Origin of the sequence: Halobaculum sp. D14, assembly GCF_051195135.1 — an archaeon.
Lineage (GTDB): Archaea > Halobacteriota > Halobacteria > Halobacteriales > Haloferacaceae > JBNTKA01.
Genome location: NZ_JBNTKA010000004.1, coordinates 35,009 through 58,048 on the forward strand (window position 1 = coordinate 35,009; position 23,040 = coordinate 58,048).

The window sequence follows — 23,040 nt, forward strand, 5'->3', positions numbered from 1 at the left end:
CTACACTCCGAGGAGGTCGCTGCCGCCCGGCGGCAGGAACTCCTGAATCAGGTCGGCCGACGCGACTTTCCGGACGAACGAGTCGTCGGCGAAGCGGGACTTGAACGCCCGGTAGCACTTCATCGCCGCGTCGTTCTGCGCGAACTGCCCGGGCTGCAGTTCGATGGTGGTCTCCGCCTCCGGTTCGATGGCGGACGGCGGGCCGCCGATGACGCGCGTCTCCGGCTCCACCTGGATGCCGACGGCGACCCGCGCCGGGACGTCGCGGTAGTAGTCGCGGTCGCCGCGGATGACGAATCCGCCCTTCTCGATGTACTCGCCGGACTCGGGGGTCTTCGACACCTGGTCGGGCGTCACGAGGTAGGCGTCGCCGGCGCCGCGGCCGTCCTTCCACACCGACGAGTACGACACGGCGAACTGCGCGGCCTCCTCGCGGCTCCGCTCCGGGATGGTGACGTCCTGCGCCGGCTCCGAGGGCGCGGTCGCCTTGACGAGCGTGACGGGGCCGCCGTGCGCCTGCGTGTGCAAGAACAGGTCGTCGGCGTCCATGTAGTTCTTCACGAGCTCCTCGTTCTGGTCGGCGTTCCGGCCGCCGAGCACGAGGAAGCCGTCGGAGGTCCTGAACCACCGGAACCGGTCGTACCAGTGGTCCTGCTTCCGGACCGGGACCGACGACCGCGACAGCCAGTCGACAGCTTCTTCCTCCGCTTCGCCCGCCTCCGCCTGCGCCTCCGCCTCGGATTCCTCCTCCTCGGCCTCCCACGCTTCGCGGCGCTGCTTGACGGCTTCGAGCTCCTCGCGGGTGTTCTCGATAGCCTGCTTCGCGCCCTCCATCTTCTCTTCGATGCGCTTCGCCTCCTGATACAGCCTGTCGGCGTTCTTCTCGGGGCCGTTCGCGGCGTCGAGCGTCACGGCCGTGTCGTCGAGCCGGAGCGTCACGGTGCCGTTCGCGCCGTCGACGTCTTCGACGGCCTCGGCCTCCGGGATGCCGCGTTCGGCGCCCGCTTCGAACGTCTCCGCGATGTCGTCCCACGGCCGGCCGTCCTCGCGCGCCCGCTGGACCGTCGAGAGCACGTCGTCGACGAGGTCGTAGTGAGCGTACACCAACTCGGCTTTCTCGCGCTCGCGTTCGGCCTGCTCGCGGAAGTCCTCGATGGCGTTCTCCTGCTGTTCGATGATGCGTTTCTGCTTCGCGATCTCGGCTTCGAACTCCGGGGACTCGTCGACGTCCTCGTCTTCGGTGAGGTCGAGCCGGTGGAAGTAGGCGTCGAGCGCGGCGTTGAAGTCGTCGTACGCCTCAGACTCCAGGCCGTCGCGCTCCTCCAGCGGCAGCGGCGTCACGTCGACGACGTCGCCGTCCTCCAGGTAGACGCGCGGGTCGAGGTCGCCCGAGCGGAGCCGCTCTGCGAGCCGCTCCATCGCGTCGTGGATGGCGCGCAGTTCCTCGTCGGTGACGTCGTCGATGTCGGTCGTCTTGTCGACGCCGGCGCGCGTACAGAACTCCTCGCCGTAGAGCCCGCCGAGGTTGAGCTGGGTCGCGAGCGTCCGCACGACGTCGGTGTCTGATTCGCGCATCTTCGCTTCGAACGCCTCGAAGCGGACGTCGAGCGGGTTCAGCCGGCTCCCGGGGTACTCGTACTGGCTACCCGGCGCGACCGTCCGGGATTTCAGCCGGACGGTTTCGAGGCTGCGCTGCACCTCGTTGTTCTCGTCGAGCACCGCGACGTTCCCCTCCCCGAACAGCTCCGCGACCACCGTCGTATCCTGGTCGGGCCGCTCGAACTCGAAAGTGAGGATGCGGTCGAACTCGTACTGGGAGATGTCGACGAAGTCGCCGCCGCCGATCTGTGCGCGCAGCGTCTTCGCGAACTCCGGTGGGCGGCCCGGCGCGTCCGGGACGTGCTCCGCCGCCGCGACGTGACACCGCTTCACTTCGCCAGTCTCCACCAGCAGCTCCACGCGGCCGCGGTCGAAGTCACGGAGCTTGAACCGCACCAAATCGTCGCCGTAGAGGTAGACCTTGTCGACCTTCGCGCCCTCGTAGCGCTGCAGCTCGCCGACGAGCGCGGTGAGGTCGACCGACGTCATCTCGCGTTTCGGCTCCATTCTTCTCTGGACGTACATGGGGCGGCCGTTTGGGCGTTGCGGGATTGCGCTGCGGGAGTGCTCTGCGGGAGCGCTCCGCGGACCGCCGTGACTCGGCGCGTGTCCGTCCGGTCCGCGCCGCGGCCGCTCGCGCTCGCGGTGCTCGCGCGGCCTCCCCAGCCGATTCGCCCGTCGCTCGCGGTGCTCGCTCCGGGCTCATCCCTCGCGCGCACCGCTCGCGACGCAGCGCGAGCGACGCGCGCCACGCACGGACCCGCCACTGACCGATTCGTTCCGTGCCTGCCGGTCGGTTATTCGTTCCGTGCCTGCCGGTCGGTTATTCGTTCCGTGCCTGCCGGTCGGTTCGCGGCGGACTCCGCCTCGGTGGGCGGCGTCGAAAACGCGGGTCGGTGGGACTGGGATTCGAACCCAGGAGGCTTGCGCCACCTGCTTTCAAGGCAGGCGCAATGGGCCACTCTGCCATCCCACCGCGTCGCCGACTTCGGGGCTCCCCACCTAAGGAGTGTCGATGACGACTTCGCCGTCCCGCACCCGGAGTCCGAGGTCGTGGACGACCGTCGCGGTGTGTTCGGGGACGGCGCGCTCGGCGTCGAGGCGGCTCCACAGCACCGGGAGGAGGTCGCGGAGGTCGGCCGCGTCGGCGACGCCGACCTGCAGCGGGAGGTACTCGACGTCGTTGCCGGCGTCGGCGCTGCGCGCCGTCAGCGTCTCCAGTTCGTCCTCGCCCAAGGCGTCCTCGAAGTCGACCGGCTCGGTGAACCCGGCGAAGTAGACGCGGCCGCGCGTCGCCGGGCCGAGGACGGTCTCGTTCGTCCGGAGCTTCATCGCCGCCGAGTCGACGAGCGACCGGGTGAGAAGCGGCGCGGTGCCGCGGACGACCGCGACGGACCTGACGTCCTCCTCCCGCAGCAGGTGGGTCGCGGTGTTGCCGGCGCGCGCCGACTCCGTGGAGCCGACCTGCGGTTCGAACCGGGCGTCCGTGATGTCGTCGAGGGCGTCGCCGGCGAGCGTCCGGAGCGCCGCCTCGCTCGCCGTCTCCGCGACGTGCTCGTCGGGGAGCAGGTCGTCCGGCCGGAAGTTGACGAGCAGGTCGCCGCCGCTGCGCTCGACGGCGCGGAACGTGTCCTTCAGCATCGCGCCGTACAGCGACGCGGCCTGTTCTGCGGACAGCGGCGACGAGTCGACGAGGCCGTCGAGCACGAGTCCGGGCCGCGGCGGGTCCGCGAGCACGGCGACAACAGTCATACCGGAGGCAACGTCGGCGGCCGCCTAAGGGTTTCTCAAATCGCGGCGAGCGAACGGGCCACGACTCCTCGGTGGTCGGGCGCCGACAGTGCAGCGGTTCGCGGCTCGGTACCTCGGCGGCTCGGCGGTCCCGCGGCTCAGCGGCTCCGACGCCCCTTCGTCTGCCGGTAGTCGCGCGAGAAGACGTTCTCCGTGACGTGTTCGACGAACGCGTCGGCGTCCGCGTCGGTGAGGTCGCCGAGCGCCTTCATCGGGAGCAGTTCGAAGCCGCGGCCGCGCACCGTCGTCGCGTGCTCCGCCTCGGCGTCGAAGTCCGACGGCGCCCGCGTCGTGTACTCGACGGCGAGCGCCTCCAGCGCCCGCTGCCCGACCGGCACGATGAGTTCGGGGTTTATCATGCGGAGCTCCGCGTTCAGGTACGGCTCGCAGGCGCGCTCCTCCTCCGTCGTCGCCGCCCGGTCCGGGTGGCGACACCGCGTCAGGTACGTCAGGTAGACGTTCTGCAGGTTCGGCTCCGCGGCGTCCGGCGGCGAGCGCGACAGCCCGAGGTCGCCGAGAATCCGCTGGAGCCGCCGGCCCTCGCCGTCGCCCGTGAACGGGACGCCGCGCGCTTCCGCCGCCGCCGTCGGTGTCTCGCCGACGACGACGACGTCGCCGCCGGCGTCGCCGTAGCCGTGGACGACGTCGTCGCGGCACGACGCGAGTTCCGGGCAGTTCTCACAGCCCTCGTCCATCCCGAACGGGTTCGCCAGTTCCTCTTGGACGCGCACACCGACCCTCGACGGGTCGCGAATAAAACGGTACGGGTTCACAGAGCGCCGAGCCGGCGACGCACCGACCGAGTTGCTCGGCGAATCCGGTGGGGCGGGCGGTTCAGAGCCGGCGCTGAATCTCGTCGCGGAGCGCGTCGGAGACGACTTCGCCGTCGGCCTTTCCGCGGAGCGCGCCCATCGCCTCGCCCATCAGCGCGGAGAAGGCGGCCATCCCCTCGGATTCGACCTGTTCGGCGTTCCGGTCGACGACTTCGGCGACGGCTTCACGCACCTCCTCCTCAGTGACGCCGCCGAGACCGGCCTCCTCGATGGCCTCCTCGGCGGTCAGCGACGGCTGCTCGGCGAGCGTCGTCAGCACCTCGTTGACGCCTTCCTTCGCGAGCGTGCCCTCCTCGACGAGCCGGAACACGTCGAGGAAGTGCTCGTCGGTCAGTTCGCCGACCGGGACGTCGTCGCGGCGGAGCTCCGTCACGGTGGACTCCAGCGTCGTCGCGGCGAACGTCGGGTCGACGCCCTCGGCGACGGCCTCCTCGAACAGCGGCATCCGGCGGCCGTACGCGACCTGCTCGGCGAGGCCGGCGTCGAGGCCGTACTCCTCCTGGTAGCGGTCGACCTTCTCGGTGAGCAGCTCCGGCTTCTCGACCTCGGAGGGGTCCGGTTCGACCGGCGGGACGTCAGTCTCCGGGTAGAGCCGCGCCGCGCCGGGCAGCGGGCGCATGTACCGCGTCGTGCCGTCGTCGTTCGCGGCGCGCGTCTCCTCCGGGACGCCGTCGATGGCGGCGGCGGCGCGCTCGGCGGCGGCGTCGATGGCGAGCTCGGCGGTTTCGGGGTCGTCGGCGACCAGCACGACCGCGTCCCGGGTGTCGGCGTCGACGGCGTCCCGGAGCGCCACGACCTCGTCGGCGGTGACGCCGTACGCCGGCAGTTCGTCGGTGTGGAACACGCCGCCGGCGCCGTGCCGCTTCGCGTGGTCCGACAGCTCCGTGCCGAGCCGGCGGTCCGGTTGAATCTCGCGGCCGACGAGGCCGTCGAAGCCGTCGAGCCGCACTGCTTTCACGACGCCGCCGTCGTCGAGCGCGCCGGCGATGACGCCGGAGTCGGTGTCGGCGAAGACGTCCGTGACGTCGACTGGGTCGGCGACGGCGGCGTCCCGGTCGCGGAGCTCCTCGGCGACGTCGACCAGTTCGACCTGCCGGTCGACCTCCAGTTCGACGAGGTCCCGTATCTGGTCGAGCGCCTGCACGCCCTTGATTTCGACGCGGGCGCCGTCGGCGATGGAGACGTTCACGTCCTGCCGAATCGTGCCGAGGCCGCGCTTGACGGCGCCGGTCGACCGGAGCAGCATGCCGATGCGCTGGGCGGCGGCGTGCGCCTGCGCCGGCGACGAGATGTCCGGCTTCGTCCCGATTTCGACCAGCGGAATCCCGAGCCGGTCGAGCGAGTAGCGGACGCCGTCGTCGGTCTCCTCGACGCGTTTGGCGGACTCCTCTTCGAGCATCATGTCCTCGACGCCGACGGGGCCGTACTCGGTGTCGAGTTCGCCGTCGCGCGCCAGCAGCATCGACCGCTGGAACCCGGAGGTGTTCGACCCGTCGATGACGATTTTCCGCATCACGTGCGCCTGGTCGACGACCGTCGCGTCGAGCAGGTCCGCGATCTGCATCGCGACGTCGAGCGCCTCCCCGTCGACCTCCCGCGGCGGCTCGTCGTCCTCCTCGACGAGGCAGGTCGTGTCGTACGCGAGGTACTCGAACTCGCGGTCGACCTGTGACTCTTCGAGCGCCGCCTCGTCGATTTCGCCGAGTTCGGACTTCGTCGGGTGCAGGTAGCGCGTGATGGTCCGGTCGGCCTCCTCCGGTTCCCGCAGCGTCGTCGGCGACTCGCAGAACAGCTTCGTTGCCGTGTCGAGCTGCTGGTGGATCTCCAGCCCGGCGACCAGCCCCAGCGAGTCGTAGTCGCGGTCGGTCATTAGCGGTGCTGCGGCGGCCGGGGGCAAAAAGGGTGTGAGTCGCGGCGCCCGCGACGGAACGCATTTCCGCGGCTCCGTCGAACCGTCGGTATGCGCGACCTCGACGAGACAGACGCCCGGATTCTCCGGCTGCTCGCGGAGGACAGCCGGCGGCCGTACAGCGAAATCGGCGACGCGGTCGACCTGTCGCCGCCCGCCGTCTCCGACCGCGTGTCCCGGCTCCGGGAGGCCGGCGTCATCCGCGGATTCACCATCGACGTCGACCGGTCGACGCTCCGCGGCGGCGTCCCGATGCTGCTCCGATTCGACCTGCGACCCGACCGCGTCGACGACGCCGCCGACGCGCTGCGGGACGCCGACGAGGTGGAGCACCTGTTCACGACCGCCGACGGCGACGTCGTCGCGTTCGTCCGCCTCGACCACGACGCGGTCCACGAGTGGGTGGAGTCGGTCGTCGGCGACGACGGCGTCCGCGACTACGCGGTCGACCTCGTCTCCGACGTCGACTGGACGCCGAGCGTCGACGCCACCGGGTTCGAACTGAGCTGCGCCGAGTGCGGCAACACCGTCACCAGCGAGGGCGTCACCGCCCGAATCGGCGGCGACCTCCGGCAGTTCTGCTGCCCCACCTGCAAGGCCCGGTACGAGGAGCGGTACGAACGGCTCGAAGACGGTGTCTGACGGGACGCCGCGGCGACCGCGGGGGAGTCGGCGGCCCACACCGATTTCCGGGTCGACGCCGATGCGGGAGCCATGAGCGGCCCGGCGCAGTACGAGGTGTCGGCGGTCGGTGACACGCCGCTCGTCGAACTGGACCTCGGCGTCGCGCCGACGGTGTACGGGAAGGTGGAGTGGCTGAACTTCCCGGACGCGCCGCTCGGCGGCACCGTCAAGTCCCGAATCGCCGTGTCGATGCTGGACCGGGCGGAGCGCCGCGGCGACCTCGACGGCGACGCGACGGTCATCGAGCCGTCGAGCGGAAACACCGGGTCCGCGGTGGCGCGCGTCGCCGCCGCCCGCGGCTACGACGCCGAAATCGTCGCCCGGTCTGACGTCGGCGCCGGGAAGGTCGCCGCGATCCGCGACGCCGGCGCGACCGTCCGGTTCGTCGACCCGTCGCTGCCGTACTTCGCGAAGATATCGCGGACCCGCGAACTGTGCGACCGGCACGGCGAACGCTACTACTTCCCGAACCAGTACGTCAACCCGGCGAACCCGGCCGCCCACGAGCGGACGGGACGGGAAATCGTCGCGCAGACCGACGGCGACGTCACCGCCGCGGTGCTCGGCGTCGGCACCGGCGGGACCGCCACCGGCGTCGCCCGCGTGCTCCCGGACGGGACTCGCGCCGTCGGCTTCGAACCGGCGGCGGTCCACGGCATCGAGGGGCTCCGCCACCGCCCCGGCGCGCACGGCGAGCCGACCGAGGCGTTCGAGCGCGCGCTGCTCGACGACGAGTACACGGTCAGCGGCGACGACGCCCACGACTGGGGGCGGCGGCTCCGCGACCGCTACGCCGACGAGGACCCGCGAATCCACCGCACCGGCCGACACGACGAGGCGGCGGTTCGCGACCGGCTCCGCGTCGACGGCGACTTCCTCGTCGGCGAGTCGTCGGGCGCAGCAGCCGCGCTCACGGCCCGGCTGGCCGAACGGGGAGAACTCGACGCGGACGACGTGGTCGTGATTCTGCTCGCCGACCGCGGCGACCGCTACCCGGAGACGATGTGGCGAGACGCCGTCGACGCGGACGAGCAGTTCGGTGACGAGAACAGCGACGACTGACCGGAAAACGGGGCCCGGTGAGCGTTACTCCTCGTCGCCGAGGATGCCGCGGTGGGTCATCTTCTCGGGGTCGAGCACCTCGTCGGCCTCCTCCTCGGTCAGGTAGCCCTTCTCGAGGACGACCTCGCGGATGGTCTTCCCGGACTTCATCGCCGTCTTCGCGACCTCGCTGGCCTTGTCGTAGCCGATGGCGGGGTTGAGCGCGGTGGCGAGCGCCATCGACTGCTCGACGCGCGTCTCACAGTGCTCCTCGTTGGCCTCCAGTTTCGCGACGAACCGGTCGGCGAAGACGCCGCTGGCGTTCGCGAGCAGCGCCGCGGACTCCAGGAAGTTGTGCGCCAACACCGGCTTGTAGAGGTTCAGGTCGATCTGGCCCTCCGCGGCGCCGGCGGAGACGGCGGCGTCGTTCCCGACGACCTGCTTGTGGACCTGATTCACCGCCTCGGCGACGACCGGATTGATTTTCCCGGGCATGATGCTGCTGCCGGGCTGGTTCTCGGGCTGCTCGATTTCGCCGAGTCCGTTGCGCGGCCCGGAGGCGAGCAGCCGCAGGTCGTTCGCGATCTTGTTGAGGCTGCCGGCGACCGTGCGGAGCGCGCCGTGCGCCTCCGACATGGCGTCGTGGGCAGCCTGCGCCTCGAAGTGGTTGTCCGCCTCGCGGAACTGCGTGTTCGTCTCCTCGGAGATGTACTCCGCGGCGAGCTCCGGGAACTCGGGGTCCGTGTTCAGGCCGGTGCCGACGGCGGTGCCGCCGAGCGCGAGTTCGCGGAGGTGGTACCGGACGTCGTTGACGCGCTTGATGCCCTTCTGGACCTGCGCGCGGTAGCCGCCGAACTCCTGGCCGAGCCGGACCGGCGTCGCGTCCTGCAGGTGGGTTCGACCGGTCTTGACGACGCCGTCGAACTCCGACTCCTTCTCCTCCAGGGCGGCGTGGAGTTCTTCGAGCGCCGGCAGCAGGTCCTTCTCGACGGCTTCGAGCGCGGCGACGTGCATCGCGGTCGGGATGACGTCGTTGCTCGACTGCCCGAAGTTCACGTGGTCGTTCGGGTGGACGACGCGGTCGCCGACCGCCTCGCCCATGAGTTCGGCGGCGCGGTTCGCGATGACCTCGTTCGCGTTCATGTTCGACGACGTGCCGGAGCCGGTCTGGAAGACGTCGACCGGGAACTGGTCGTCGTGGTCGCCGGCGATGACTTCGTCCGCGGCGTCCGTGATGGCCGCGGCGACGTCGTCGTCGAGGTGGCCCAGGTCGTTGTTGGCGCGCGCGGCCGCCTTCTTGACGACGCCGAGCGCGCGGACGAACCGCCGCGGGAACGTGATGCCCGAGATGGGGAAGTTCTCCAGCGCTCGCTGCGTCTGTGCGCCCCAGTAGGCGTCCGCCGGCACCTGCATCTCGCCGAGACTGTCCGATTCCGTCCGGAACTCGTCGGAGTCCTCGCTCATACCCGGGGGGTCGGTGTCATCGCTCCTAAAAGGGTGTGGTCCGCCGTCGAACCCGGGTTCGGCCAGTGGCGTCCCGTCCGCTCGCACCGCACCGCGCCGCACGAGCGACGCCCGTGTTCCTCGTTACCGTGGTATACTCACGTTGAAGTGACGGGGCGCTGACGACTGAAGCGGAGGTGACGACGACGTGCACACCACGATTCCGTTGTTCGCTGGCTGGCGCCGGCTCGCCCGCTCCATCCCGGACGGGCGGCCGGACCGGACCAGCAGTGCGCGCGTCGCACCACTCGCCCGCTGAGTGACGGCGCGCCACCCCTGTTGTACCGCCGTCGACCGACCCCATCTCCCCAGAGACGATGCTCCGATACACCCCCGCGTTCAGCAGCACCGACGCAGACACCGCTCGCCCCTCGACGAACCTGACGGTCGCCGTCGCCGTCACCGCCGCGTTCCCCGTCGCGATGGTCCTCGCGACCTACCCCGCGTTCACCCTCGGCGCCGCCGTCGGCGTCGTCGGATCGACGGCCCTCCGGCGATAACCTCGCCGCCCCCTTCCCGGGGCAGCAGGCGAACATGTTCGGTTGCCTTCTCACGCCGCAGGAACTGGCCCGACCCGCTATTTCAGTCGGTAGTGTAGACCCACCTGTCCCATGAGAGAGCGCATCGGCGCACCCGGAACAGGTCTATCTCGACGCGAATTCGTTGCGGCAACTGGCGGCGCCGGCGCGGCGGCGCTCGCCGGCTGTCAGGCGCCCACGAGCCGCGCGAGCACAAAGACGAGCGACTCGCCGACCGCCGCCCAGACGTCGGCGGACCTGCCGACGACCGCGCCGCCAGAGGTCGTCAACGTCGACGAACAGGGGAACAAGGTGACGCTGAAAACCCAGCCCGCGGTCCACGAGGCGCATCCGCTCGACTCGATGGGCGGCCCCGTGAAGCTGCCCCGGGTGTGGGCGTTCCAGGCGGACGACCGCGACCCGAGCGTCCCCGGGCCGATTCTCCGAACGACGGAGGGGAACGACATCGAGGTCACGCTCGACAACACGGACGGGAAGCGGCCGCACACGGTCCACTTCCACGGCGTCCAGAAGGCGTGGAAGGACGACGGCGTCCCGACCACCACCGGCATCAGCGTCGCCCCCGGTGAGAAACACACGTACACGGTGCCCGCGAACGTCCCCGGCACCCACTTCTACCACTGCCACTTCCAGACCCACCGCCACATCGACATGGGGATGTACGGCATCTTCCGCGTCGACCCGAAGGGGTACGAGGAGGCCGACAAGGAGTACTTCATGACGGTCAAGGAGTGGGACTCGCGGCTCAACCGGATGATGGCCGGCGAGAACGTCTCCTACAGTCCGCGGAACCGCAACCCCGACGTGTTCACCGTCAACGGCAAGGTGGCGCCGCGGACGCTCCACCCCGAGAAGGGGTCGCCGATTCTGGTCGAACAGGGCGACACCGTCCGGGTGCACTGGGTCAACGGCGGCTACATGAGCCACCCGCTGCACATCCACAACCACCGGTTCCGCCGGGTCGAGAAGGACGGCGGCCAGATTCCGGAGGCCGCCCAGCACGAGATGGACGTCTCCAACGTCGCCCCGGCGGAGCGGCACACCATCGAGTTCACCGCCGACGCCGACCCCGGCATCTACCTCATGCACTGCCACAAGGTGAACCACGTCATGAACGGGAACTCCTACCCGGGCGGGATGCTCTCCGGCGTCGTCTACAAGGAGGCGATGAAGACCGACATCTTCAGCAAACTGATGGAGTACGCCGGCTACCAGCAGTAATCGAATTACCACCGGACAGCTGCCACCGACGACAACACTAATTTCGAGACAATGACGACCTCACAGACCCGACCCGTCACGCGGCGTACAGTCCTCCGCGGCGCAGCCGGCGCCGCGACCGCCGGCGTCCTCACCGGCGCAGCCGGCACCGCAGCTGCACAGAGCCAGAGCGGCCCCGACTACGGCGGCTGGTTCGACAACGTCAGCAACTTCGACGGCACCGTCGACAAGACCGGCCAGAAAACCGTGACCATCACCGTCGGCGCCGCCGGAAACGGCGGGAACTTCGCGTTCGCTCCGGCGGCCGTCCGCGTCGACCCAGGGACGAAAATCGTCTGGAAGTGGACCGGGAAGGGAAGCCCGCACAACGTCGTCGACGAAGCCGGCGCGTTCGAGAGCGACCTGCTCAGCGAAGCCGGCGCGACGTTCTCGTACACCGTCGAGTCGGAGGGCATCATCAAGTACGCCTGCGTCCCGCACAAGGCGATGGGGATGAAAGGCGCCGTCGTCGTCGGCAACCCGGACTCAGGCGGCAGCGCGGCCACCACGACGGCCGACTCGACCGCAGAGGCGACCGGGCAGACGACCGAACAGCAGGTCGCCGCAGAGTACGGGGACTGGTTCAGCAACGTCAGCAACTTCGACGGCACCGTCGACAAGACCGGCCAGCAGCGCGTGACGATTTCGGTCGGTGCCGCCGGAAACGGCGGGAACTTCGCGTTCAGTCCGGCGGCCGTCCGCGTCGACCCCGGAACCACGGTCGTCTGGGAGTGGACCGGGAAGGGCAGCAGCCACAACGTCGCCGCGGCCGACGGGAGCTTCGAGAGCAAACTCACGGGCGAGTCGGGGTTCACGTTCGAGCATACGTTCGAGTCACGGGGCGTCCACAAGTACGCCTGCGTCCCGCACAAGGCGATGGGGATGAAAGGCGCCGTCGTGGTCGGCGGAAGCGGAGGGTCGGCGAGCGGCTCCGGCTCCGACCTCCGAGACCTGCTTACGCTCGCCGGCGGGATCGGCCTCGCGGGGGCGCTCCTCGGCGTCTTCGCCTTCGGCGCGCGCGACGCGGCGACCGACGCCGGCCGCCGGCGAGACTGACCCGGCACGACGGCTGCACCCGGGCGTCCACCGCCGGTGACTGTTTCTATCCGGCCCGCGAACACCTCCCTGTGAACACGTACCGTCGCGCCACGCGTGTGGCCGCGCCGCTGGACGAGGTGTGGGCGTTTCACTCCCGGATAGCGGGTCTCGAAGCGCTGACTCCGTCGTTCATGAACCTCCGGGTTCACGGCGTCGAGCGGCCGAACGACCGCGAATCGGCAGACGACGAGTCGCCGGAGGTGGACGAGTCCGACAGGTCCGAGTCGGTGCTGGACGCCGGAACGCGGGTCGAACTCAGCATCCGACCGTTCGGCGTCGGTCCCCGGCAGCACTGGAAAACCGAAATCGTCGAACGAGTGCGGGACGACGACGCTGCCTACTTCGTCGACGAGATGAACGGCGGCCCGTTCCCGTACTGGCGACACGCTCACCGGTTCTTCGGCGTCGACGGCGAGACCATCATCGTCGACGAAGTGACGTACGCGCTTCCCGGAGGCCCGGTCGGCGACGCGGTGAGCCCGCTCGCTGTCGTCGGATTCGAACCGATGTTCCGGGACCGGCACAGACGGACGAAGCAGCTGCTCGAATAGCGCACATCCGCCCGGTGAACCCGGTCACTCCGCGGACGCATCCGCACTTCGTCGAGCCGACGCCGTCAGCCAGACGCCCAAGAGGACGACCGCGCCGCCGAGCAGCGTCACCGGCGTCGGATACTCCGCGAGCAGCAGCGCCGCGAGCAGCGTGCTACCGACCGGCTCCCCAAGGAGAGAGACGGAAACGACGCTCGATTCGACGTGCGCGAGCACCCAGTTCAGGACGGTGTGGCCGAACAGCCCGGGACCCGCGGCCATGGCGAGAAACAGCAGCCACTCCCGGGGCGGATACGCGAACAGCGGATACCCACGGGTCAGCGTCGCCGCGAGCAGCGCCGCGGCGCAGGTGACGTAGACCACGGTGACGTACGGCAGCAGCGGGAGTCGCTGTCGGAGCGACCGGCCGGCGAGCACGTAGCCCGCCGCGGTGACGGCGCCGAGCACCGCGAGCGCGTTCCCGTACAGCGGCCGCTTCCCGGTCAACGCGGCGCCGGCGAGTAGATCACCGCCGCTCATGACGAGCATCCCGACGACTGCGACCGCGATGCCCGCCGCGGTGCGGCGCGTCACGCGCTCGTCGAGCCACGCCCACGCGCCGGCCGCGACGAACAGCGGCTGGGCTTGGACGAGCGTGACGCTCGCGGCGACGCTGGTCCACCGCAGGCTCTCGAACCACGACGCGAAGTGAATCGCGAGTGCGACCCCGGACGCGACGGCGACCCCCAGGTCGCGCGGCCGAATCTCGGTGAACGCCGCGCGGTCCGTCGACCGATACAGCGCGACCGGGAGGAGGAACGCGGTCGTGAACACGACGCGGTACAGCGCCTTCACCAGGCTCGGGGCGCGGCTCCACTCGACGAGGACGGCGCTCGTCGAAACCGCTAGTATCGCGACGACGAGCGCGACGTGCGGCGGGACGCGCTCTTCGAGGCGACCGGCGGCGACGAGGCGGGACACAGGCGCTGCTATCCCGGTTCCTCGGTAGGCTTTGCGGTAGCGGACAGGCGGCAGGGGCTGCTCGGTCGGGGCAGTGCCGCACAACCGCGGAGCGCCGACCGTCGAACCGTCAGGTCACACCGGCGACTGGACGCCCCATCTGATTTGAACGTTCGCGAGAACGAGCCGACGGTCGATGCCGTGCGACCGACGGCCGGCGACCGGCTTAGTCGTCGAGTTCGTTCGTCAGCGACTCGGCGACCGCGTCCGCGTCGGCCGGCACGTCGAAGTCGTGGTAGTGCTCGCCCTTCTCCTTCGTCAGGACGTTGAGCGCGGCGGCAGCCCCGTCGCCGGCGGAGATGACCGCCTGCCACTCCTCGGCCCGGACCATCGCGCCGGTGGCGTAAGCGTCGTCGACGCTGGTCTCCATCGTCACGTCGACGTCCACGACGCCGTCGTCGGTCGTCTCACAGCCGAGGTCCTCGGCGAGGTCACGGTTCGCGCCGGTCGCGAGCACGACGTAGTCAGCGTCGAGTTCTTCGTCGCCGGCGGCGACCGAGAATCCGCCGTCGGCCGTCGACACGTCGGTGACCTCGGTCCCCTGCTTCAGGTCGGCACCGAACCGTTCGGCCTGCTTCCGCGCGACGTCGATGTAGCTGCTCCCGTCGATGGAGTCCACGCCGAGGTAGTTGAACAGGTGCGCCTTGTGCATCCACGTCTCGTCGGTGTCGAACACCGTCACGTCGAGGCCGTTCTTCGCCGCGAACAGTGCTGCCGACAGCCCAGCGGGGCCGCCACCGACAACTGCTACATGTACCATATGTATACGTCGCGTCGCCGCCGGTATAAAATTGGTCGCAGCGGCGATGCGCACGGCCGGACGACGGATTGCGTACGTTGATGACGGAGCCGGCCGTAGCGCCGATATGTCAGTGGCGGACGACGCCGAGTCGGAGGTCGAAGCGCTCCACGACTTCATCGAAGACTGGTTCGCGGGCCGCCTCCCCGAGACCGCGTTCGACCACCCGGAAGCCGCGCTCGCCGACGACTTTCGGTTGATTACGCCGCGCAGCGAGCGCCGCGACAAGGACTCCGTGCTCTCGACGCTCCGCAGCGCGCACGCGTCGAAGTCCGGGTCCGTCCCCCCGTTCGAAATCAGCATCGAGCGGCTCACCGTCCGCGACGACGGCGACGACCACTGCCTCCTCACCTACGAGGAGTGGCAGCGCGACGACGGCGACCGGACCGGCCGGCGCTCCACCGCGCTGTTCCGGCCCGCCGAAGCCGCACCGAACGGCGTCGAGTGGGTGCACCTCCACGAGTCCTGGATACCGGCCGAATGACGGGCGCCGACCGCTCGTCCGCGGCTTCGCAGCCCCGCCACTCTACCCTCCACCGCTCCGCTTCCCCGCCCACTCGTCTCTCGACCCACCTCGCGCCACCCTGCGCGAACTCCGAATTATCCGGCTCCCTCCCCCGGGCGAGACGCGTAGAGTCCGTCCACGGCTGCGGGTGAAAAGCTATAATCGGGGCTCGTCCAACTGAGCGACAATGAGCGAACTGCTCCGGTATTACGCCGCACGCTCCGTCGACAGGGTCGTCGGGAGCGGGGCGGCCACCGCAGCCATCGGTGCTTTGGCGGTCACACGGGACGACCACGAGGAGGTCGCGCAACGGGTGTGGCGGTTCGGGGATGCGGAGGCGTTCACGTTCGACGACCCGATTTCTCCGGACGACCCTCCCGAGAAGATGGCTCGAAAGCTCGGCCGAATCCGAATCAGCCGCCCGTTCGTGGCGGAGTTCAGCGACGTCCAACTGGTCGGGCCGGACGCGATGGCGCTGACCGGCGACGGCCCGCTGCTGGAGAACTCGGTCGGGTCGCCCGAGCAGTTCTCGCTCAGCGTCCTCAGAGCGGCCACGAACGGGGTACTTCCGGTGCGGCGGACGGCCGAGCGGCGGCTCGACACCGTCGTGTCACTCGTCGGTCCCTGGACGCACGGATACTATCACTGGTACTCGGACTACCTCCTCCGACTCGAAGGGCTCCGCCGATACGAGGCGGAGTTCGACGTCGAACCCGACGTACTCGTTCCGCCGGACATGTCCACGTGGATGCGTCAGTCCCTGGAACTTGCAGGCGTCGACGAGGACCGGTGGCGGCAGTGGCGCGGCGGCCGGGTCGACGTCGACCGCCTCGTCGTCCCGTCACTCCGCAGGGAGACGTCGCTGACGGCCGACGAGACAGGATTCGTCTTCTCGCCCGAGGCGTATCGCTGGCTCGCCACGCAGATTACGAGGCGGGTGTCGCCGGATACGGACCAGCGGAACCGGATATTCATCTCGCGCGAACAGGCGGATGCTCGCCGCGTCACGAACCGACCGGCGCTCATGGAGGTCCTGTCCGAACGCGGGTTCGAAAAGTACGTTCTGGAGGAGCTGTCGGTCGAAGAGCAGGTGCAGCTGTTCGCGAACGCGGAGTACATCGTCGCGCCGATGGGCGCGGGGCTGACGAACATGATTTACGCCACGGACGCCACGGTCGTGACGCTGTACGGGTCGGACATCAACACGTGCTACACCGTCCTCGCGGACGCGCTCGGGTTCACGAACGCGTTCCTGCTGTGCGAACCCGACGGGCTCGACATGCGCGTCGACCTCGACAAACTCGAATCGGTCCTGAATCGGCTTGAGAGCGAGCATCACTGCTGACCGACAGCCGACCCGACCGGGGTCCTCGAAGCGTCGCTAAACGGGGAACATGAATCAGTTCAGACAGAATCCAATACTGGGCCGTGGTCGACGACGTCTTCGGGGATAAGGGGAGTCCGGCCTCCCCGAATTGAACGGGGGACAAGCCGATCTACAGTCGGCTGCTCTACCAGGCTGAGCTAAGGCCGGTCTGTCTCCATCTGCGCCGCTGCTGGACTTAAGGATTCTCATTCACCACCGGTTCGGTACGGCGAACCACGCTGCCGTCGCGGGGTTTATCGGCGCGGCCGTGAACGGTCGGGCATGACAGACGACGAGAGCCGGCAGGTCACGTTCGGGGCGGACGGTGAGCTCTCGGACCGCGAGCCGGACGCCGACGGGACGAACGACTTCGGGGAGCCGAAAGACAGCGACGAGACGGACGGCGGCTACAACCGGTTCGCGGTGTCGAGCCTGCTGCAGAAGGCGGTGCGTCGGAGCGACGAGCAGGTCGCGGCGTGGGCGGCGTGGGAACTCGCGCGCTCCGGGTTCGGCTGGAACCTCTGGGACCGGCTGAACCTCTACGTCGTGGAGGACTTGCGCGCCGGCGACGACGCGGCGCTGCTGGTGGAGCGGTACGAGGAACTGGCGACGGAGCGCTGGGAGCCGAGCGAGTGGCGCGGCCGAATCTGCGCGGTGCACGCGGCGCTGGCGTGCGCGCGAGCCCGGTCGTCGCGGGAGTCGCCGAACTCCGACGAGTTCTTCCGAAACGCCGCGGCGGAGCGCGCCGAAGCCCGCGAGGAGGGACGCGAGCCCGCACAGGACTTTCCGGTCGGCGACTTCGAGCCGGGCGGCGGGTACGACGTCGCGTTCGACAAACACACCGGCGAAGGCAGCAGGCTCGGACGCGGCGCCCAGTTCTTCAAGACGCACGGCGCCCGCGTCGGACCGGAGGGCGAGGACGAACAGAGCCGGCGGTGGCAGCGGCTCAACATGCTGCTGCACGACGCGGAGTTCTCCGAGGCCGAAATCGAGCACGCGCTCTCCGCCGTCGACCCGGACGAGCGGTGGGACGAGCCGACGTTCGAGGAGTGACGCCGTTCGGATGCGGTCGGTTCGGGCCGCGTCCGGTGGCGTAGTAGTCGACGGGCCGATGGAAGCGCGCGTCGGACGTGGAAGTGGCCGATGGAAGGGCGCGTCGGACGTGGAAGTGGCCGATGGAAGCGCGCGTCAGTCGACGGTTCGTTCGCGGACGCGGACGCCCTTCTCGGCGAGGTGGTTCATCTGTCGCTGCGCGAAGTCTTCCTCGCTGGTGCCGCGGGTCGCGAGAACGTACACCATCGCCGAGCCGGCGGGCCGCATCGTCCGGCCGGCGCGCTGGGCGCCCTGCCGGCGGCTCCCGCCGAGCCCGGACGCGACGACGGCGAGTTCGGCGTTCGGCAGGTCGATGCCTTCGTCGGCGATGCGCGAGACGATGAGCGTCCGCCGGTCGCCCTGCCGGAACTCCTCGAACAGCCGCTGGCGGACGTGGTGGGGCGTCTCGCCGGAGACGAACGGGACGCCGAGCGCCTCCGAGAGCCGCTCGCCCTGGTCGAGGTAGTCGACGAACACGAGCGCTTTGGCGTCGGCGTGCTGGGCGCGGAGCGCCCTGACCTCGTCGGCCTTCGCCGGGTTCTGCGCGGCGACGCGGTGCTTTTCGCGCCGGTCGGCGCTCCGCCACTCGTTTTCGGCGTCGTCGTGCCGCCACGGGACGTACCGAATCTCGACTTCCGGCTCCTGGACGAAGCCGGCGTCGAACAGCGCGCCCCAGTCCGTGCCGATGGGCGGGCCGATGAGCGTGAATATCTCCTGTTCGCGGTCGTCCTCACGGACCGGCGTGGCGCTGAGGCCGAGTCGGTGTTTCGTCTGGAGGTCCGCCGAGCGCCGGTAGACGTCCGACGGGATGTGCTGCACTTCGTCGTAGACGATGAGCCCCCACTCCCGGGAGTCGAACAGCGACCGGTGGCGGTCCATTCCGGCGGTCTGGTAGGTGGCGACCGTCACCGGCCGAATCGACTTCTCGCCTCCGTGGTACTCGCCGACCTGCGACTCGTCGAGGTCGGTGTGTTCGAGCAGTTCGGCCTTCCACTGCCCGGCGAGTTCGCGTGACGGCACCAGAATCAGGGTTTCGCCGCCGACGGCCGCGAGCACCGAGATGGCCGCGATGGTCTTCCCGGAGCCGGGCGGGCCGACGAAGACGCCGGCGCGCTGCTCCAGGAATCGGTCGCGCCAGTCGCGCTGGTACGCCCGGAGGTCGACGTCGAGGTCGACGTCGAGCGGGTCGCCGGTTTCGAGGTCGCGCTCGTCGCTGACCGGGTAGCCGGCCTCGTAGAGGATGCGTTTGACCGCGCCGAGTTCCTCGCGGTTCACCCACGATTCGGTGTCGGAGATGTCCGCGCGGAGGTGGTCGTCGCCGAGTTTCTGCCGCGCGACGTTCCCCATCAGTTCCTCGCGGGCGGCCTCGAGGACGACGTAGCCGTCCTCGTGGGTGCGGAGCGTGAACTGCCGGGCGCGCTTCCACTGGTCTTCCACCCACGATTCGAGGTGCGGGCTCCGCCGCGGGAGCACCGACCGCATCCGCGCCAGCAACTCGGTGAGGTCGTCGAACGGCGCCGCCCAGACGTCCTCCTGCCGAATCCTGTAGAGGTAGCCGCGCGTCCCCGGGTCCGTCCCGGTGGAGTCGACGAGGTGGGCGAACTGCGAGAGCCGCGCACGGGTGTACTGGGTCGGCTGGTCGACGACGATTTCGCGGCGGTCCGGAAACAGGATGACCCGCTCGCGTTCGGCGAGGTCGCCCCACGTCGACGGGTAGAACACGACCGGGTCGGTCTCGACGTCGACGCGGTCGACGACGCCGTCGTCGGAGAGCGCGTCGAGCGCGTCGCGCGCCTCCACCTGCGTCAGCTCGGCGCGGCGGGCCACCTGCGACGCCGTCAGGACGGGTCGCTCGGCGTCCTCGACGGCGTCGTAGAACTCGTCGATCGTGAACGCCGACGCGGCGTCCGCGGACGCGGATTCGGCGTCCGCTCCGGCCGGCCCGTCCGCGTCGCTCCCCGGCTCCTCGTCCGCGGTCGAGTCCGCGTCCCGGGGAAGCGAGTCGGCGCGTTCGGAGCGCGAATCGGCGTCGTCAGTCATCACCGCCGCGTACGGCGCGGCGGCCTAAAGGCGTCGCGCTCCGGCGAGCCCGCACTGGTGCTCTGTCACGCAGTTCGACAAGACTTATTCGCGCTCTCCGACTCGGGGTTCGTATGAGCGATATCGCGGTCATCCTGCCGGACGGCTCGGAACTCTCCGTTCCGGCGGATGCGACGGTGGAGGACGTCGCCTACGAAATCGGCCCGGGGCTCGGGTCGGACACGATTGCGGGCGTCGTCGACGGCGAACTCGTCGACAAGACGGCGCCGGTCCACGACGGCGCGCGGATAGAGATCGTCACGGACCAGTCCGACGAGTACCTGCAGGTGCTGCGTCACTCCGCGGCGCACGTGTTCGCACAGGCGCTTCAGCGGCTCTACCCGGACGCCAAACTGGCCATCGGGCCGCCGACCGAGGACGGCTTCTACTACGACGTCGCCGGCGTCGACCTCGACGAGTCGGACTTCCCGGCCATCGAGGCGGAGATGCGCGACATCATCGAGGCGGACTACGACATCGAGCGGCGGGACGTGCCGCGCGAGGAGGCGCTGGAGACGTTCGAGGACAACCCGTTCAAGACCGACATCCTCCACGAGGAGGCCGCCGGCGACGACCCGGTGTCGTTCTACGAGCAGGACGACTGGCGGGACCTGTGTCGCGGCCCGCACGTCGAGTCGACCGGCGAAATCGGCGCCGTGAAGCTGCTGAACATCTCGTCGGCGTACTGGCGCGGCGACGAGGAGAACCAGCAGCTCACCCGCGTGTACGGCACGGCGTTCGAGACGGAGTCCGAACTGGAGTCGTTCCTCGAGATGCGCGAGGAGGCGAAAGAGCGCGACCACCGCAAGATCGCCCAGGAGATGGACCTGTTCTCCATCCCGACGGTCACCGGCCCGGGGCTTCCGCTGTACCACCCGCCGGGGAAGACGGTGCTCTCGGAGCTCGAAGGCTACGTGAACGACCTGAACGACGAGGCGGGCTACGGCGAGGTCGAGACGCCGCACGTGTTCCGGACGGAGCTGTGGGAACAGTCGGGCCACTACGAGAACTACGAGGACGACATGTTCCTCTTCGACGTCAACGAGGAGGAGTACGGGCTGAAGCCGATGAACTGCCCGGGGCACGCCACGATATTCGACCAGGGGAGCTGGAGCTACCGCGACCTGCCGGTCCGGTACGCCGAACACGGCAAGGTGTACCGGAAAGAGCAGCGCGGCGAGCTCTCCGGGCTGTCGCGGACGTGGGCGTTCACCATCGACGACGGCCACCTGTTCGTCGAGCCGGACCAGATCGAAGCCGAGGTCCGGAACATCATGCAGATGATCGAGCAGGTGCTCGAGACGTTCGACCTCGACGTCACCGTCGACCTCGCGACCCGCCCCGAGAAGTCCGTCGGCAGCGACGAGGTGTGGGAGCAAGCCGAAAGCCAGCTCGAAGCCGTGCTCGAATCGTCCAGCCTGGAGTGGGGGCTCGAACCGGGCGACGGCGCCTTCTACGGGCCGAAAATCGACTTCTCGTTCGAGGACGCGCTCGGCCGGTCGTGGGACGGCCCGACGGTCCAGCTCGACTTCAACATGCCCGAGCGGTTCGACCTCACCTACACCGGCGAGGACAACGACGACCACCGCCCGGTGATGATTCACCGCGCGCTGTACGGCAGCTACGAGCGGTTCTTCATGGTGCTCATCGAGCACTTCGCCGGGCGGTTCCCGCTGTGGCTCGCCCCCGAACAGGTCCGCATCCTCCCGATTTCAGACGACAACCTCGGGTACGCCCACCGCATCAAGAACGAGCTCGGCGACTTCCGCGTCGAGGTCGAAGACCGTGACATGACCGTCGGCCGCAAGATTCGGGCCGCCCACGACGACCGCGTCCCGTATATGGTCATCGTCGGCGGCGACGAGGAGGAGAGCGGCACCATCTCGGTCCGCGACCGGTTCGAAAACGAGGCGGACGACGTCGACCCCGCCGCGTTCCGCGAACACCTGGAGTCCGAGCGCGCCGAAAAGCGCACCGAGCCGGACTTCATCGACGCCGAGTAGCGTCCGAACCACACGGCCCGCGCTTTTCTCGCGATTCCTGGAGTAGAGGGCGGGACTCGACAGCGCGTCGGTTCTCTCCGGCGGTCGCCGTCAGCGATGGCTCGCGTTCAGCGGCGGCAGCGTCGGGCGGCACCACCCCTACCCGTGGTAACATTTAACACATCCGGGTGCGATTCTCCGACCGGATGGTGAGACGTTCGTTCGTCTGTGACGAGTGCGGCGAGCCGGTCAGCGTCCTGTCGTACAGAGCCACCTGTCCGGACTGCGGCGGCCCGCTCGCGACGGCAGTTCACGCCTGAAGACGCAGGCGCCTTCTCGGAGTTGCAACTCACGAGCCGCGTCGTCGCCGAAAAATACCGAGTGTCTTGTTCGTGCCACTGGTCGCGGTGACCGGGGCGGTGTCGTGGATTACAGCCGTTCGAGGTTCTTCGCGCGCGGGCCTTTGTCGGCCTGCTCGATCTCGAACTCCACCTCCTGTCCTTCCTCAAGGTCGGGGCCGCCGACGTCTTCCATGTGGAAGAAGACGTCCTCGTCCGCGTCCTCACTTTCGATGAAGCCGTATCCGCCCGTGTCGTTGAAGAATGCAACCGTTCCTGTCGCCATTCGCACTAACCTCGATTTTGGTAACGGAGCACCCACGTAAATAATTGTGGGTCAGTTCGAGCCGAGCGGGTGAACGACGTTCTTCAGCAGCGTCATCGTGTTCGGCCGCTCCTGCTCGGCGTTCTGCTTGGGGTAGACGCCGATGGGGACGACGAAGTCCGAGCCGTCCTCGATGGCCGGGGCGACGTGGATGTAGACGTCGAGTTCCTGGCCCTGGAACGTCGCCGTCGCCTCGTACCGCGCGACCGTGTGGCTGCTCCCGAGAATCGTGACCTCCGTCTCACCGGCTTTCGTCGGGTTCTGTATCGACTCGTACTGGCTGGCGAGGAGGCCGACGAGCTTCTTCGTGCCGTACGACTCGACAGGGTTGAACGTCTGCCCCGCGAGTTCGACGGCCGGCGTCGACACCGTCGCGAACACGCCCGCCCGAACCGACCCGAGAATCGTGTCGATGGTCTTCTCGTACGTCGTCACCTTGTTCACGACCTTCACTTTCTGGCCCGCGAACGTCCGCGAGATGGTCCGGTCGTTCGTCCCCTTCTTCTCGTAGCCGGTCTCGTTGACGGCGGACTGCTCGACGCCCGCCGGTTTCGCCCGAAACGTCGTCGCCCCGCTACACCCTGCCAGTGCGGCGACCGACGCGCTCCCGACCGTCGCCAGCAACGTTCGACGTCGCATACGGACGGCTTCCGGACACGGCCGCATAAACGACGTGGCCGGTCCCCGAGAGACGTTCATCCACGACTAAGCACCGGTACTTCCAAGCGTGGACAAACATTTATATTG

20 protein-coding genes and 2 tRNA genes are annotated in these 23,040 nt (G+C 69.2%); 10 read left to right on the top strand and 12 right to left on the bottom strand.

Annotated features, from left to right (window positions below; all coding sequences use genetic code 11):
* The 5 genes from rqcH to gatE all read right to left on the bottom strand — a co-directional run bounded on the left by rqcH (position 1) and on the right by gatE (position 6,093).
* Positions 1–2,106 carry a ribosome rescue protein RqcH gene (gene rqcH, locus ACQUST_RS13280; protein WP_435129477.1) on the bottom strand — a complete coding sequence of 702 codons (2,106 nt, stop codon included), beginning with the start codon at positions 2,104–2,106 and terminating at the stop codon, positions 1–3.
* Positions 2,107–2,493: 387 nt separating this feature from the next.
* Positions 2,494–2,575, bottom strand: a tRNA-Ser gene (locus ACQUST_RS13285).
* A gap of 26 nt (positions 2,576–2,601) precedes the next feature.
* Entirely contained in the window at positions 2,602–3,351 is a 750-nt protein-coding gene (locus ACQUST_RS13290; RefSeq protein WP_435129480.1) for a hypothetical protein, read from the bottom strand.
* Between the two features lie 137 nt (positions 3,352–3,488).
* A complete protein-coding gene (locus ACQUST_RS13295; RefSeq protein WP_435129784.1) occupies positions 3,489–4,085 on the bottom strand; it encodes a uracil-DNA glycosylase in 597 nt (198 codons plus the stop codon).
* A 139-nt stretch (positions 4,086–4,224) separates the two neighbouring features.
* On the bottom strand, positions 4,225–6,093 hold the full coding sequence (gene gatE / locus ACQUST_RS13300) for a Glu-tRNA(Gln) amidotransferase subunit GatE (protein ID WP_435129483.1): 1,869 nt from the start codon (positions 6,091–6,093) through the stop codon (positions 4,225–4,227).
* Between the two features lie 90 nt (positions 6,094–6,183).
* On the opposite strand from gatE, the gene ACQUST_RS13305 reads away from it, so the two are divergent.
* Positions 6,184–6,774 carry an AsnC family transcriptional regulator gene (locus ACQUST_RS13305; RefSeq protein ID WP_435129485.1) on the top strand — a complete coding sequence of 197 codons (591 nt, stop codon included), beginning with the start codon at positions 6,184–6,186 and terminating at the stop codon, positions 6,772–6,774.
* 72 nt (positions 6,775–6,846) lie between these two features.
* The gene (locus tag ACQUST_RS13310; protein WP_435129488.1) at positions 6,847–7,878 is read left to right on the top strand and encodes a pyridoxal-phosphate dependent enzyme; all 1,032 of its coding nucleotides are present in this window, start codon (positions 6,847–6,849) and stop codon (positions 7,876–7,878) included.
* Between the two features lie 24 nt (positions 7,879–7,902).
* On the opposite strand, the gene ACQUST_RS13315 is transcribed toward ACQUST_RS13310, so the two are convergent.
* Positions 7,903–9,321: a class II fumarate hydratase gene (locus tag ACQUST_RS13315; protein WP_435129491.1), complete on the bottom strand. Its 1,419-nt coding sequence runs from the start codon at positions 9,319–9,321 to the stop codon at positions 7,903–7,905.
* A gap of 356 nt (positions 9,322–9,677) precedes the next feature.
* On the opposite strand from ACQUST_RS13315, the gene ACQUST_RS13320 reads away from it, so the two are divergent.
* The 4 genes from ACQUST_RS13320 to ACQUST_RS13335 all read left to right on the top strand — a co-directional run bounded on the left by ACQUST_RS13320 (position 9,678) and on the right by ACQUST_RS13335 (position 12,808).
* On the top strand, positions 9,678–9,860 hold the full coding sequence (locus ACQUST_RS13320; RefSeq protein ID WP_435129494.1) for a hypothetical protein: 183 nt from the start codon (positions 9,678–9,680) through the stop codon (positions 9,858–9,860).
* A gap of 111 nt (positions 9,861–9,971) precedes the next feature.
* Positions 9,972–11,120 (top strand): multicopper oxidase domain-containing protein, encoded by a 1,149-nt coding sequence (locus ACQUST_RS13325; RefSeq protein WP_435129497.1) that lies wholly within the window; start codon positions 9,972–9,974, stop codon positions 11,118–11,120.
* A gap of 51 nt (positions 11,121–11,171) precedes the next feature.
* Positions 11,172–12,215: a halocyanin domain-containing protein gene (locus ACQUST_RS13330; protein WP_435129500.1), complete on the top strand. Its 1,044-nt coding sequence runs from the start codon at positions 11,172–11,174 to the stop codon at positions 12,213–12,215.
* 98 nt (positions 12,216–12,313) lie between these two features.
* Entirely contained in the window at positions 12,314–12,808 is a 495-nt protein-coding gene (locus tag ACQUST_RS13335; RefSeq protein WP_435129503.1) for an SRPBCC family protein, read from the top strand.
* A gap of 24 nt (positions 12,809–12,832) precedes the next feature.
* On the opposite strand, the gene ACQUST_RS13340 is transcribed toward ACQUST_RS13335, so the two are convergent.
* Both ACQUST_RS13340 and ACQUST_RS13345 read right to left on the bottom strand, forming a co-directional pair.
* On the bottom strand, positions 12,833–13,768 hold the full coding sequence (locus ACQUST_RS13340) for a DMT family transporter (RefSeq protein WP_435129506.1): 936 nt from the start codon (positions 13,766–13,768) through the stop codon (positions 12,833–12,835).
* Positions 13,769–13,973: 205 nt separating this feature from the next.
* Positions 13,974–14,567: an NAD(P)/FAD-dependent oxidoreductase gene (locus ACQUST_RS13345; protein WP_435129509.1), complete on the bottom strand. Its 594-nt coding sequence runs from the start codon at positions 14,565–14,567 to the stop codon at positions 13,974–13,976.
* A gap of 106 nt (positions 14,568–14,673) precedes the next feature.
* Between ACQUST_RS13345 and ACQUST_RS13350 the strand changes: the two genes are divergently transcribed.
* Together ACQUST_RS13350 and ACQUST_RS13355 are read left to right on the top strand one after the other, a co-directional pair.
* Positions 14,674–15,090, top strand: a complete 417-nt coding sequence (locus tag ACQUST_RS13350; protein ID WP_435129511.1) for a hypothetical protein — start codon at positions 14,674–14,676, stop codon at positions 15,088–15,090.
* Between the two features lie 208 nt (positions 15,091–15,298).
* Positions 15,299–16,456, top strand: coding sequence for a glycosyltransferase family 61 protein (locus ACQUST_RS13355; RefSeq protein WP_435129514.1), 1,158 nt, complete (start codon positions 15,299–15,301; stop codon positions 16,454–16,456).
* A 115-nt stretch (positions 16,457–16,571) separates the two neighbouring features.
* Here ACQUST_RS13355 and ACQUST_RS13360 read toward each other — a convergent pair.
* Positions 16,572–16,645 (bottom strand) — tRNA-Tyr (locus tag ACQUST_RS13360).
* Between the two features lie 114 nt (positions 16,646–16,759).
* Here ACQUST_RS13360 and ACQUST_RS13365 point away from each other — a divergent pair.
* On the top strand, positions 16,760–17,530 hold the full coding sequence (locus ACQUST_RS13365; RefSeq protein WP_435129517.1) for a hypothetical protein: 771 nt from the start codon (positions 16,760–16,762) through the stop codon (positions 17,528–17,530).
* A 135-nt stretch (positions 17,531–17,665) separates the two neighbouring features.
* On the opposite strand, the gene ACQUST_RS13370 is transcribed toward ACQUST_RS13365, so the two are convergent.
* On the bottom strand, positions 17,666–19,609 hold the full coding sequence (locus tag ACQUST_RS13370; RefSeq protein WP_435129519.1) for a DEAD/DEAH box helicase: 1,944 nt from the start codon (positions 19,607–19,609) through the stop codon (positions 17,666–17,668).
* 113 nt (positions 19,610–19,722) lie between these two features.
* Here ACQUST_RS13370 and thrS point away from each other — a divergent pair, with 113 nt between their 5' ends.
* Positions 19,723–21,651: a threonine--tRNA ligase gene (gene thrS, locus ACQUST_RS13375; RefSeq protein WP_435129522.1), complete on the top strand. Its 1,929-nt coding sequence runs from the start codon at positions 19,723–19,725 to the stop codon at positions 21,649–21,651.
* A 408-nt stretch (positions 21,652–22,059) separates the two neighbouring features.
* Here the strand turns inward: thrS and ACQUST_RS13380 are convergent, their stop codons facing one another.
* Entirely contained in the window at positions 22,060–22,254 is a 195-nt protein-coding gene (locus ACQUST_RS13380; protein ID WP_435129525.1) for a cold-shock protein, read from the bottom strand.
* Positions 22,255–22,305: 51 nt separating this feature from the next.
* On the bottom strand, positions 22,306–22,932 hold the full coding sequence (locus tag ACQUST_RS13385; protein WP_435129528.1) for a DUF6517 family protein: 627 nt from the start codon (positions 22,930–22,932) through the stop codon (positions 22,306–22,308).
* Positions 22,933–23,040 lie beyond the last annotated feature (108 nt).

Bases quoted from the DNA above. Each gene is read 5' to 3' on its own strand.
- rqcH (WP_435129477.1), bottom strand. From the start codon at position 2,106: ATGGAGCCGAAACGCGAGATGACGTCGGTCGACCTCACCGCGCTCGTC.
- ACQUST_RS13325 (WP_435129497.1), top strand. From the start codon at position 9,972: ATGAGAGAGCGCATCGGCGCACCCGGAACAGGTCTATCTCGACGCGAA.
- ACQUST_RS13330 (WP_435129500.1), top strand. From the start codon at position 11,172: ATGACGACCTCACAGACCCGACCCGTCACGCGGCGTACAGTCCTCCGC.
- ACQUST_RS13385 (WP_435129528.1), bottom strand. From the start codon at position 22,932: ATGCGACGTCGAACGTTGCTGGCGACGGTCGGGAGCGCGTCGGTCGCC.
- ACQUST_RS13320 (WP_435129494.1), top strand. From the start codon at position 9,678: ATGCTCCGATACACCCCCGCGTTCAGCAGCACCGACGCAGACACCGCT.
- ACQUST_RS13365 (WP_435129517.1), top strand. From the start codon at position 16,760: ATGACAGACGACGAGAGCCGGCAGGTCACGTTCGGGGCGGACGGTGAG.
- thrS (WP_435129522.1), top strand. From the start codon at position 19,723: ATGAGCGATATCGCGGTCATCCTGCCGGACGGCTCGGAACTCTCCGTT.
- ACQUST_RS13310 (WP_435129488.1), top strand. From the start codon at position 6,847: ATGAGCGGCCCGGCGCAGTACGAGGTGTCGGCGGTCGGTGACACGCCG.
- ACQUST_RS13380 (WP_435129525.1), bottom strand. From the start codon at position 22,254: ATGGCGACAGGAACGGTTGCATTCTTCAACGACACGGGCGGATACGGC.
- gatE (WP_435129483.1), bottom strand. From the start codon at position 6,093: ATGACCGACCGCGACTACGACTCGCTGGGGCTGGTCGCCGGGCTGGAG.
- ACQUST_RS13355 (WP_435129514.1), top strand. From the start codon at position 15,299: ATGAGCGAACTGCTCCGGTATTACGCCGCACGCTCCGTCGACAGGGTC.
- ACQUST_RS13315 (WP_435129491.1), bottom strand. From the start codon at position 9,321: ATGAGCGAGGACTCCGACGAGTTCCGGACGGAATCGGACAGTCTCGGC.
- ACQUST_RS13370 (WP_435129519.1), bottom strand. From the start codon at position 19,609: ATGACTGACGACGCCGATTCGCGCTCCGAACGCGCCGACTCGCTTCCC.
- ACQUST_RS13345 (WP_435129509.1), bottom strand. From the start codon at position 14,567: ATGGTACATGTAGCAGTTGTCGGTGGCGGCCCCGCTGGGCTGTCGGCA.
- ACQUST_RS13290 (WP_435129480.1), bottom strand. From the start codon at position 3,351: ATGACTGTTGTCGCCGTGCTCGCGGACCCGCCGCGGCCCGGACTCGTG.
- ACQUST_RS13350 (WP_435129511.1), top strand. From the start codon at position 14,674: ATGTCAGTGGCGGACGACGCCGAGTCGGAGGTCGAAGCGCTCCACGAC.
- ACQUST_RS13305 (WP_435129485.1), top strand. From the start codon at position 6,184: ATGCGCGACCTCGACGAGACAGACGCCCGGATTCTCCGGCTGCTCGCG.
- ACQUST_RS13295 (WP_435129784.1), bottom strand. From the start codon at position 4,085: ATGGACGAGGGCTGTGAGAACTGCCCGGAACTCGCGTCGTGCCGCGAC.